Source organism: Jiella endophytica, assembly GCF_004519335.1.
Lineage (GTDB): Bacteria > Pseudomonadota > Alphaproteobacteria > Rhizobiales > Rhizobiaceae > Jiella > Jiella endophytica.
In genome coordinates, this window is the sequence record NZ_SOZD01000002.1 from 37,936 (window position 1) to 49,568 (window position 11,633).

10 protein-coding genes are annotated in these 11,633 nt (G+C 67.2%); 6 read left to right on the forward strand and 4 right to left on the reverse strand.

The features are described 5' to 3' along the window. Positions 1-9: 9 nt before the first annotated feature. The 6 genes from E3C22_RS05285 (at position 10) to ggt (ending at position 7,311) form a co-directional block, all read left to right on the forward strand. On the forward strand, positions 10-1,518 hold the full coding sequence (locus E3C22_RS05285; RefSeq protein WP_134760982.1) for an ABC transporter substrate-binding protein: 1,509 nt from the start codon (positions 10-12) through the stop codon (positions 1,516-1,518). Between the two features lie 123 nt (positions 1,519-1,641). After that, the gene (locus E3C22_RS05290) at positions 1,642-2,583 is read left to right on the forward strand and encodes an ABC transporter substrate-binding protein (RefSeq protein ID WP_134760983.1); all 942 of its coding nucleotides are present in this window, start codon (positions 1,642-1,644) and stop codon (positions 2,581-2,583) included. 102 nt (positions 2,584-2,685) lie between these two features. Continuing rightward, a complete protein-coding gene (locus tag E3C22_RS05295) occupies positions 2,686-3,486 on the forward strand; it encodes an ATP-binding cassette domain-containing protein (protein ID WP_134760984.1) in 801 nt (266 codons plus the stop codon). 83 nt (positions 3,487-3,569) lie between these two features. Further along, complete coding sequence (locus E3C22_RS05300; RefSeq protein ID WP_134761820.1) at positions 3,570-4,508, forward strand: ABC transporter permease; 939 nt, start codon at positions 3,570-3,572, stop codon at positions 4,506-4,508. Between the two features lies 1 nt (position 4,509). Next, the gene (locus E3C22_RS05305) at positions 4,510-5,589 is read left to right on the forward strand and encodes a phosphotriesterase family protein (RefSeq protein WP_134760985.1); all 1,080 of its coding nucleotides are present in this window, start codon (positions 4,510-4,512) and stop codon (positions 5,587-5,589) included. A gap of 126 nt (positions 5,590-5,715) precedes the next feature. Next, the gene (gene ggt / locus E3C22_RS05310; protein WP_134760986.1) at positions 5,716-7,311 is read left to right on the forward strand and encodes a gamma-glutamyltransferase; all 1,596 of its coding nucleotides are present in this window, start codon (positions 5,716-5,718) and stop codon (positions 7,309-7,311) included. A 45-nt stretch (positions 7,312-7,356) separates the two neighbouring features. Here ggt and E3C22_RS05315 read toward each other — a convergent pair whose 3' ends face one another. Genes E3C22_RS05315 through E3C22_RS05330 form a run of 4 tightly spaced genes read right to left on the reverse strand, consistent with a single transcriptional unit; the run spans position 7,357 to position 11,415 of the window. Continuing rightward, entirely contained in the window at positions 7,357-8,361 is a 1,005-nt protein-coding gene (locus E3C22_RS05315; RefSeq protein WP_134760987.1) for an ABC transporter ATP-binding protein, read from the reverse strand. After that, positions 8,358-9,371, reverse strand: coding sequence for an ABC transporter ATP-binding protein (locus E3C22_RS05320; RefSeq protein WP_134760988.1), 1,014 nt, complete (start codon positions 9,369-9,371; stop codon positions 8,358-8,360). Before E3C22_RS05320 ends, E3C22_RS05315 begins: the two co-directional genes overlap by 4 nt. A 17-nt stretch (positions 9,372-9,388) precedes the next feature. Continuing rightward, on the reverse strand, positions 9,389-10,360 hold the full coding sequence (locus tag E3C22_RS05325) for an ABC transporter permease (RefSeq protein ID WP_134760989.1): 972 nt from the start codon (positions 10,358-10,360) through the stop codon (positions 9,389-9,391). Positions 10,361-10,371: 11 nt separating this feature from the next. Continuing rightward, a complete protein-coding gene (locus E3C22_RS05330; RefSeq protein WP_134760990.1) occupies positions 10,372-11,415 on the reverse strand; it encodes an ABC transporter permease in 1,044 nt (347 codons plus the stop codon). Between the last annotated feature and the right edge of the window lie 218 nt (positions 11,416-11,633).

Below are 11,633 nucleotides of genomic sequence, written 5' to 3' on the forward strand. Positions count from 1 at the left end.
TCGGCTCGAATGTTGAGAAGAACGCTTCTGAAAAGTCTCGCCGCGAGCGCCGCCCTGCCCCTCGTCCTGCGGCACGGCACGGCCTTCGCGGCGGCCCCGGACGTCCTCGACGTCGCGATCGTCTCCGACCCGGTCACCCTCGATCCGGCGCTGATGGCCTCGTTCTTCGAGCTCTCGGTGCAGTACAATCTTCATGAGCCGCTGCTGCACGTCACGCCGGACCTTGCGATCGAGCCGGGCCTTGCCGAACTGTCGGCGCCCGACGACACCACCTATGTCCTGACGCTCAAGGACGGCCTGACTTTCCACGACGGGACGGCCATCGACGCCGAAGCGGTCAAGGCGAATTTCGACCGCATGCTCGATCCGGCCACAGGGTCGCCGCGGCGGAGCGAACTCGGCCCGATCGCGAGCGTCGAGGCCAGCGGACCGCTCGAGGTCACCATCAAGCTCTCGGCGCCCTACGCGCCCTTCGCCGGCGTCCTCGCCAACCGCGCCGGCATGATGGTCTCGCCGAAGGCGGTGGCGGATCTCGGCGCCGACTTCGCCACCAAGGCGGTCGGCTCGGGTCCCTACAAGCTGGTCAGCTGGAACAAGAACTCCGAACTCGTGCTGGAGGCCTTCGACGGTTACTGGCGCGGCAAGCCGGCGATCGGCCGCGTCGTCTTCCATCCGATTTCGGACGAGACCGTGCGGATGACCAACCTGCGCTCCGGCACCGTGCAGCTGGCCGACGGCGTCGCACCGCAGCTCGTCTCGCAGGTCGAGCAGGCGAGCGACCTGACGATGAAGCAGCGCCCAGGCCTCGGCTTCAACGCCTTTTCCTTCAACAACACCCGGGCGCCCTTCGACAAGGCCGCCGTCCGGCAGGCCTTCGTCACCGCCGTCGGGCCTCAGGTCATCCAGCGCGCGGTCTATTTCGGCACCGGATCGGTCTCCAACGGCCCGGTCCCGCCGTCGATCGCCTGGGCCTATGACGAGACGCTCGATCCCGCCCGCGGCGACGCCGAAAAGGCGAAGTCGATCCTCTCGGAGGCCGGCATCTCCGATCCGGTCGAGGTGTCGGTGACGGTCACCAATTCGCCGCTGCAGGTGAGGACGGCGGAGATCATCCAGGCGCAGGCAGGACAGGCCGGCTTCAAGGTCTCGATCAACCAGATCGATCCGACCAGCCTGATCACGGTGCTGCGCCAGAAGGACTTCGATCTCTGCATGTCACCCTGGTCCGGCCGGTCCGACCCGGACGGCAACATGTTCAACTACTTCACCAAGGACGGGCCGAACAACTTCGCCGGCTACCAGAGCGATGCGGTCGACGGCCTCCTGAAGAAGGCCCGCACGACGCTCGACCAGGACGAGCGGGCGACGCTCTACAAGCAGGCGCAGGAGACCATCGCCGAGGACGCGCCGATGCTCTTCCTCACCTTCCCGTCGACCCTGCAGGCATCCGTGGCGAAGCTCGACTGGATGCAATGGCCGGACGGGGCGCTGCGCCTGCAGTTCGCCAAGTTCAGCTGAGCGGCGAGGCGGCCTTGCGCCGGCCCGTGCGACAGATCGCAGAAATGGCGGCCCGGGCCCGCTCGGGCCGCCGGACAATGCCCAAGGCAACCCTTCCCCTGCTACGATCAAAGGAGAACTGACATGTCCCTCAAGAAGCTATTTGCCGCCGGCCTTCTCGCCGCATCGATGGTCGGCGCGCTCGGCGTCGCCAGCGCATCGGCCGAGACCTTCGCACTGGTGACGATCAACCAGCAGGCGCTCTTCTTCAACCAGATCAACGACGGCGCCAAGGCCGCCGCCAAGGAGGCCGGCGCCGATCTGGTGATCTACGACGCCAACAACGTTCCCTCGGCCCAGAACACGGCGATCGAGAACTACATCACCCAGAAGGTCGACGGCATCATCCTCGTCGCGATCGACGTCAATGGCGTCAAGCCGGCGATCACCGAGGCCAAGAAGGCCGGCATTCCCGTCGTCGCCATCGACGCCCAGATCCCCGACGGCGACAACGTCTCCTTCATCGGCGTCGACAACGAGAAGGCCGGCGGAGAGATCGGCAAGTTCTACGCCGACTACGTGAAGAAGGAGATGGACGGCAAGGCGGGCGTCGGCATCATCGGCGCGCTCAACTCCTTCATCCAGAACCAGCGTCTCGACGGCTTCAAGAAGGCGGTCGAGGACAGCGGCGTCGACGTCGAATTCCTCGACACGGTCGACGGCCAGAACGTTCAGGACGTGGCGCTCGGCGCGGCCGAGAACCTGATGACCGCCAACCCGACCATGGCCACGCTCTATGCCACCGGCGAGCCGGCGCTGATCGGCGCGGTCTCGGCCGTCGAGAGCCAGGGCCGCCAGAGCGACGTCAAGGTGTTCGGCTGGGACCTGACGGCGCAGGCGATCAAGGGCATCGACGAGGGCTGGGTGACCGCCGTCGTCCAGCAGGACCCGGCCGCCGAGGGCAAGGCCGCCGTCGAGGCGCTGATGAAGATCAGCAAGGGCGAGACCGTCGAGCCGACCATCTACATCCCGGTGACGATCGTCACCAAGGAGAATGTCGACCAGTTCCGCTCGATGTTCAACTGATCAGAACCCAGGCGGGGCGGGCCGGCAGCGGCCCGTCCCGTTCCAAGCCAAAATGGAACGGCCACCATTCGAGGCGGCCGGAACAACGAGTGACGAACGACGATGACCGAGAAGACGACCGACCGGGTCAGGATGACCGGCATCTCCAAGCGATACGGACCGATCCTCAGCCTCTCCGACGTCTCGCTGCGGATCGCGCCGGGCGAGGTGCTCGGCCTCGTCGGCGACAACGGCGCCGGCAAGTCGACGCTGTCGAAGGTGCTGTCCGGCGCGGTGGTTCCGGACGCGGGGACGATCGAGATCGACGAGGAGACCGTCCGCTTCGAGACCCCGGCGGACGCGCGGGCCGCGCATGTGGAGATGGTCTATCAGGACCTCTCGCTCTGCGACACGATCGACGTCGCCGGCAACCTCTTCCTCGGCCGCGAGCCGGTGCGCCGCGTCGCCGGGGTTTCGCTGCTCGACAAGCGGCGGATGCATGACGACGCGAAGGCGATGCTCGAGCGCCTCGGCATCGTCATCGCCGACACCCGCCAGAAGGTCGAGAACCTTTCCGGTGGCCAGCGCCAGTCGATCGCCATCGGCCGCGCCGCCTCCTTCGACCCGAAGGTGCTGATCATGGACGAGCCGACCGCCGCGCTCGCCGTCGCCGAGGTCGAGGCCGTGCTCGAATTGATCCGCACCGTCTCGGCGCGCGGCGTCAGCGTCATTCTCATCACCCACCGGCTGCAGGACCTCTTCCTCGTCTGCGACCGCATCCAGGTCATGTATGAGGGCCGCAGCGTCGCCGAACGGAAGATCTCCGAGACCAGCATCGAGGAGGTCGTCGACCTCATCGTCGGGCGGAAATTCACCGCCCGCTCGGCCGCTCGCGGTGACAGACAGGAAGGAGTTTCCGCGTGAGTTCCGGCGGAACCAACGAAGGCGCACTCCACGCGCCGGCAGCCAGCGCCAGGGTGCGCCGCGCGACGCTGCGCGACCGCTTCATGGAAAACGGCAGCGTCGCCTCGATCGCGATCTTCTTCATCGTCGTCTGCGTCCTCTTCGCCGTCGTCACCTCGAGCTTCCTGACGACGCCGAACCTTCTCAACGTCATCCGCCAGTCGGCGCCGCTGCTCATCGTCGCCGCGGCGATGACGCTGGTGATCACCACCGGCGGCATCGACCTTTCGGTCGGATCAGTCCTCGCCCTCGTCTGCGCGCTGTCGGCGACGCTCCTGCAATGGGGCGTTCCCTGGCCGCTGGTCATCGTGGCGATGCTGCTGCTCGGCGGCCTCGTCGGCGCGCTGCAGGGCTTCTTCATCGCCTATGAGCGCATTCCCGCCTTCATCGTGACGCTGGCCGGGCTTTCGGTGATCCGCGGCGTCGCGCTGCTGATCACCGGCGGCTATTCGATCCCGATCGCCACCGACAGCCCCTTCGTCGTCCTCGGCCGCGAGTGGTTTCTCGGCGTGCCGATCCCGGCATGGATCGCCCTTGCGACGATCCTTCTCGCCCTCCTCGTCTTCAACCACACCCGCTTCGGCCGCTACGTCACCGGCATCGGCGCCAACAGCGAGGCGGTGCGCCGCGCCGGCGTCGACACCCGCCGCACGACGCTGATGGTCTATGTGCTGTCCTCGGCCGCGGCGGCGCTCGCCGGCATCATCCTCGCCGGCCGGCTCGGCTCCGGCTCGTCCAACGCCGGACAGGGCTTCGAGCTCGAGGTGATCGCTGCGGTCGTCATCGGCGGCACCAGCCTCTTCGGCGGCCGTGGCACGATGATCGGAACGCTGCTCGGCGCGCTGACCGTGGCGGTGATCGGCAACGGCCTGATCCTCGCCCACATGTCGCCCTTCCTGACGCCCATCGTCACCGGCACCATCATCCTCGTGGCGATCTGGCTGAATTTCCGCCTGTTCAAGAACGCATCCCGGAGCCGCTGACATGGCCCTCGAATTTCATTCGCCCGCCGCGAAGGGCGGCGGCATCGGCGTCGGCTCCGGACAGGTGATGACCGTGCTCGGCCCGATCCCCGTCGCCGAGATGGGCGTGACGCTGATGCACGAGCACATTCTCATCGACGGAGCCAAGTCCTGGAGATGCCCCTGCCATCCGGACCGCAAGGCGATCGCCGAGCAGCCGGTGTCGATCGAGATCATCGGCGAATTGCGGATGGACCCGTATATGAACCGGGACAACGTCTCGCTGACCGACAGCGACCTGGCGCTGTCCGAGCTGAAGATGTTTCAGGCGCTCGGCGGCCACACCGTCGTCGATCCGACCAATATCGGCATCGGCCGCGATCCGGTGAAGCTCGCCCGGATCGCCCGCATGAGCGGGCTGAAGATCGTCATGGGCTCGGGCTTCTACCTCGAATTCTCCCATCCCGAATGGCTGGAGGCGATGGATGTCGAGGAGGTGACGGAGCTGCTGGTCAAGGATGTCGGCGGCGGCGAGGAGAAGCCGGAGATCGCCGCCGGCATCCTCGGCGAGATCGGCGTCTCGAAGGATTTCACCGAAGCGGAGAAGAAGTCCCTGAGGGCCGCGGCGCGCGCCTCCGCCAGGACCGGCGTGCCGCTGTCGATCCATCTTCCGGGCTGGGAGCGCCTTGCCCATCGTGTGCTCGACCTCGTCGAGGAGGAAGGCGCCGACCTCTCCCACACCGTTCTCTGCCACATGAACCCCAGCCACGCGGACCTGCCCTACCAGACCAGCCTTGCCCGGCGCGGCGCCTTTCTCGAATACGACATGATCGGCATGGATTTCTATTATGCCGACCAGGACGCCCAGTCGCCGTCGGACGAGGAGAATGCGAGGGCGATCCGCACGCTGGTCGATGCCGGCTTTGCCGATCGCGTGCTGCTGTCCCAGGACGTGTTCCTGAAGATCATGCTGACGCGCTTCGGCGGCTTCGGCTACGCCCACATCCTTCGCCATTTCGTCCCGCGGCTGAAGCGCCATGGTGTCGACGAGGCCACCATCGAGACGATGATGATCGACAATCCCCGCGCCGTCTTCGCCTGAGACCGGGCCCTGCGCATCCATTGGGCGTCCCGTCGGACAGATGGCGCGCCGAGACGTTCACTCCAACCCAACCGTCCGCCTGATCGCCCTCTCCGAGAGGGCAGGCGTTGAGACGAGGAGGTCCCGATGCAGGACTATGACCGCGACTTCATGAAGCCCGGCCGTTCGGTCTCGGTCTCCGACCGGGGCATGGCGGCCACCTCGCATCCGCTGGCCAGCCTGACGGCCGTCGATATTCTGAGGGCCGGCGGCAACGCCATCGACGCCGCGCTCGCCGCGGTGGCGCTGCAATGCGTCATCGATCCCCACATGACCGGGATCGGCGGCGACTGCTTCGCCATGGTCTCGCCGGGCGGCGGCAGGCCGGTCTCGCTGAACGGCTCCGGCCCGGCGCCGGCCGGCATCGGCGCGGTTGAGCTTCAAGCGCTCGGCTGGTCGGCGATCCCCGACGACAGCGTTCACGCCGTCACCGTGCCGGGTGCCGTCGGGGCCTGGTGCGAGCTGCATGACGAATATGGCCGGCTCGGCATGGACGAAATCCTCGCGCCGGCGATCGCGGCAGCCGAGGAGGGCTTCTGCATCACACCGCGGGTCGCCCACGATTGGGCGGCATATGGACACCGGCTCGCCGCCCATGCTCCCGCCGCCCGGCAGTTCCTGCCGGGCGGCAAAGCGCCGGCGATCGGCGATCGCTTCCGCAATCCCGCCCTTGCAGCGACCCTCCGGCGGATCGCCGCCGAGGGTGCTTCGGCATTTTACGAAGGTGCGGTCGCCGCCGAGATCGTCGAGGTGCTGCAGGCGCTCGGCGGGCCCCATCGGGCCAGCGATTTCGCCGGCTATTCGGCCTTCGCGACCGAGCCGATCTCGGCCTCCTATCGCGGCTACGAACTCCTGGAATGTCCGCCGAACGGCCAGGGCCTCGCGGCGCTGATGATCATGCGCATTCTCGACGGTTTCGATCTCGGCGACGCCTCGCTCGGCGAGGCCGACCGCATCCATCTTCTCGCCGAAGCGACCAAATGCGCCTATGCCCAGCGCGATCTCCTGATCGGCGATCCCGAGCACATGCAGGACGCCATCGAGGACATCCTGTCAGAACGCAGCATCGCGCGGATCCGCGACAAGATCTCCATGGACACGGCCTCGCAGCCGCAAGTCTGGGACGGCCCGCTCCATCGCGACACGGTTTATGTCACCGTCGTCGACGAGGACCGCAACGCCATCTCGCTGATCAACTCTCTATTCAACGCCTTCGGCAGCGGCATCTATGCCCCGAAGTCGGGCGTCCTCCTGCAGAACCGCGGCTCCGGTTTCTCTCTCGCCGAAGGTCACCCGAACCGGATCGCCGGCGGCAAGCGGCCGTTCCATACGATCATCCCGGCCATGCTGATGCGGGACGACAAGGTGGTGATGTCCTTCGGCGTGATGGGCGGCCAGTATCAGGCCGTCGGCCACGCCCAGATCCTCACCGGCATCATCGACCGCGGCCTCAACCCGCAGCTCGCCTGCGAGGCGCCGCGCAGCTTCTCCTTCGATGGCACGTTGTCGCTGGAGACGACGATCGCCGAGGAAGTCCGCCGCGACCTCGAAGCGCGCGGCCATGCCACCGCCTGGGCGAGCGCGCCGCACGGCTCCTGCCAGGCGATCTGGATCGACCACGACAGGGACGTTCTCATCGGTGCGACCGACCACCGCAAGGACGGCATCGCCCTCGGTTATTGAGGCGCGGGGACGGCGACAGGCTCCGTCGCTCGGACCGGCCACGCCTCAATCGGCGTCGCTGCCGAGAGGATAGTGGCAGGCGACGCTGCGACCCGGACCGGCCGGCAGCAGCACCGGCCGCTCGGCGTGGCACCGCTCCTGGGCGAAGGGGCACCTGGTCGAGAACTTGCAGCCTTTCGGCGGGGCGAGCGGGCTCGGGATCTCGCCCTCGAGCAGGATGCGGTTGCGACGGCCCCGGTTGCGGGCCTGCGGCACGGCCGAAAGCAGCGCCTCGGTATAGGGATGGCGGGGCCGCGAATAGAGGCTTTCCGTCTCGCCGATCTCGACCAGAGCGCCGAGATACATCACCGCGACGCGCGTCGACACCTGCCGCACCACCGCGAGGTCGTGGGCGATGAAGACATAGGTGAGGTTCAGCCGCTCGCGCAGCTCGGAGAACAGGTTGACGATCTGCGCCTGCACCGAGACGTCGAGGGCGGAGACCGGCTCGTCGGCGACGATCAGCTCCGGCTCCACGGCGAGCGCCCGCGCAATGCCGATGCGCTGGCGCTGGCCGCCTGAGAACTCGTGCGGATAGCGGTCGAGATGTTCGGCTCTCAGCCCGACGATGTCCATCAGCTCACGCAGCCAGTCCTCCACCGCCCGGCCCTTGCGGATGCCATGGACGCGCACGGCATCGCCGACGAGGTCGCGCACCCGCCGGCGCGGATTGAGCGAGGCGGAGGGATCCTGGAAGATCATCTGCATGCGCCGGCGCACCGGCAGCAGGGCGCGCTCCCCGGCACGGGTGATGTCAGTTCCGTCGAAGGTCAGCGAGCCGGAGGTCGGATCGTAGAGCCGCGTCAGGCACCGGCCGAGGGTCGACTTGCCGGAGCCGGATTCGCCGACAAGGCCGAGCGTCTCGCCGGCAAAGAGGTCGAGCGAGACATCCTCGACCGCATGGACGGTCCGGCCGGAGCCGGGTCGCATGGTCTTGCCGACGGTGAAGTGCTTGGTGAGATCGCGGGTCGCGATCAGCGGCGGCCTGGCGGTCTGGGTGGCAGCGGTCATGCGGCGATCTCCTCGCCGAGGACCGAGGCTCGGAGCCGCTCGCGCTCCTCGCCCTCCAGCACGCAGAGCGCGGCGTGGCCGCCGTCCCGGCGCACCGGCGGCCGTTCAAGGCAGGCGGCCCTGGCGAAGCGGCAGCGCGGCGCGAAGGCGCAGCCCGTCGGGATCGCGCCCGGCACCGGCGGCATACCGGGAATCGAGGGGAGCCGTGGAAGCCGCGGCCCGTCGATCGGCGGGATCGAGGCCATCAGCCCCCAGGAATAGGGATGCATCGGCCGCTCGAAAACCTCTTCGGTGGTCCCCTTCTCGACGATCCGGCCGGCATACATGACATGAACGCGGTCGGCGACTTCCGCCACCACGCCCATGTCGTGGGTAATCAGGATGATCGCCGAACCGAACTCGTCGCGAAGCCGCAAGAGCAGGTCCAGCACCTGCGCCTGCACCGTGACGTCGAGCGCCGTGGTGGGCTCGTCGGCAACGAGGAGCGCCGGGTTGCAGGAGAGCGCCATGGCGATCACCGCCCGCTGGCGCATGCCGCCCGAAAGCTGGTGCGGATAGCGGTCCTTCGCCTCGTTCGGGTTGGGCAGACCGACCGCCGCAAGGAGTTCGACGGCGCGCTTCAGAGCGGCCGATTTCGAGACGTTCTCGTGGGTCCGGATCTGTTCGGCGATCTGCCAGCCGATCGTGTAGACCGGCGTCAGCGCCGTCATCGGATCCTGCGAGATCAGGCCGATCTCCTTGCCGCGCAGGCGCCGCAGCTCGCGGTCCGGCATTTCCAGAAGATGCTTGCGCCGGAACGCCACCGCGCCCTCGACGAAGGTGGTCTTCGGATCGTTGAGCCCGAGCAGCGACATCAGCGTCACCGACTTGCCGGAGCCTGACTCCCCCACGATCGACAGGATCTCGCCTTCGGCGACCGAGAAGGAGACGTCGTCGATCGCCTTCACCCGTCCCCGGTCAGAGGAGAAGGAGACGGTCAGGCCCTGGACGTCGAGCAATGGCGACTTCATGGGATGCGGTTCCATCGTCAGTTGCCCCTCACCCGCGGGTCGATCACGACGTAGAGGATGTCGACGAGGGCATTGGTCACCACCACGAAGAACGAAGCGTACATGACCGTGGCGAGGATCATCGGCAGGTCGAGATTGAGCATTGCCTGATAGGTCAGGCGGCCGACGCCGTTGAGGCCGAAGACCACCTCGGTGAGCAGCGCGGCGCCGCCGACGAGAACGCCGAAATCCATGCCGAACATCGTCACGAAGGGGATCAGCGACATCCGCAGCGCATGGCGCAGCATCACCCGCGACGGCGACAGCCCCTTGGCGCGGGCGGTGCGGATGTAGTCCTCCTGATAGGTCTCGACGAGATTGGCCCGAAGCACGCGGCCATAGATGCCGATGTAGAGGGCGGCGAGGGTGAACCAGGGGATCACCAGCGTCTTGAACCACAGCCACGGCCCGTCGAAGAACGGCTTGTAGCCAAGGCCGGGCACCCAGGAGAACAGGAAGCTGTCGTGGAAGCGGCTCTGCGACACGAGGTTGAGGAGCTCGCCGAGCCAGAAGACCGGCATCGACACGCCGATCAAGGCGAGGATCATCAGGCCCTTGTCGATGATCGTGTCGCGGGTCATCGCCGCCAGCACCCCGACGGCGATCGACCCGACCACCCAGAGGATGGCGGCACCGAAGACCAGTGACAGGGTGATCGGCGCGGCGCGCATGACCTGCGGCACCACTTCCAGGCCACGATTGACGAAGGAGGTCAGGTCGCGGGAGACGAAGAGCTTCTTCATCATGATCGCGTACTGGACCGGCAGCGGCCGGTCGAAGCCGAAATCCTTGCGGATTGCCTGGACCGTCTCCTGCGCCGCGTTGCGGCCGGCGATGCGCGCCGCGGGGTCAGAGCCCGGCGTCGCGAAGAAGATCAGAAAGACCAGCGCCGAGATGCCGAAGAGCACGAAGACCATCTGGCCGAGCCGCTGCAAGATCGAAAAGACCATCTGACGTCCTTTCAGCGGAGCTTGGTGCGCGGATCGACGGCGTCGCGGACGCTGTCGCCGAGGACGTTGAGCGCGAGCACGGTCAGCACGATCGCGACGCCCGGCGCCAGCGCCACCATCGGCCGCGTATAGAGCAGCCCCTGACCGTCCTGGATGATCGTGCCCCAGCTGGCATCCGGCGGCTGCACCCCGATCGACAGGAAGGAGAGTGCCGATTCCGTGACGATGTTCAGCGCCATCATGATCGGGATGTAGACGATCAAGGTCGTGGTAACGTTGGGCAGGATGTCCTTGACGAGGATCCGCCAGCGCGGGATGCCGAGCCCCCTCGCCGCCAGCACGAATTCGCTCTCGCGCAGGGAAAGGACCCGTCCGCGCACCGGCCGCGCGATATAGGGAACGTAGATGATGCCGATGATGACGATCGGCAGGATGAGGCTGCCTGAGCCGATGTGGAACGGGCCGATCCAGATCTCCTGGGTGAGAAGGACGATCGAGAGCGAGATGGCGAGGAGGTAGACAGGGAAGGCCCAGAGCACTTCGAGGATCCGCGACAGGATCATGTCGACCCAGCCGCCGAAGAAGCCGGCGATGGTGCCGATGGCGGCGGCGAGGACGAGACAGATCAGCGTCGCGGCCGAGGCGATGAGCAGCGAATTGCGCCCGCCATAGAGCAGCCTTGCGGCGACGTCGCGGCCCTGGTTGTCGGCGCCCAGCATGTACTGCCACTCCCATGTCGGCGCGATCGGCGTCGTCCCGAGGCCGAGGCCGGTGGTCGAGGCCTGCATGATCTTCATGCTCTCGCCGCCGACGGTGATGCTGCCGCTGAGATTGGAGCGGAAGGGATCGGTCTTAGCGAGATAGCCGGCATAGAGCGGCGCCGCGAGGCAAGCCGCGACGATCAGCACCATCACGACGAAGGCGCAGATCGCGGCCTTGTCGCGCCTGAGAATGCGCCAGGCCCGGCTCCAGGGGCTCTGCCCGGCTTTTGCGGGAGCGCTTGCCGCGTCGCTGGAGGCTTCTGTGATCGGACGCGTTGCCGCTGCGTCTGACATGGTGACGGGATCCTGTCTCATGGTGCCGTACCGGGCTCGGGGCGAACCACACCCGCCACGGCAAAGATTGCAAAGCCCTGCGGGCGACCCTCTACCCGCACGATCGGCAGGAGGGGCTTGCCGCTTCGGGCCGGTCTCGCGGGACGGCAGGCGTCCCGCGAGGGCTGCTCAGCCAATGGAGCTTTGGTCTCGACATTGGATGCGGAGCCCACATCGAT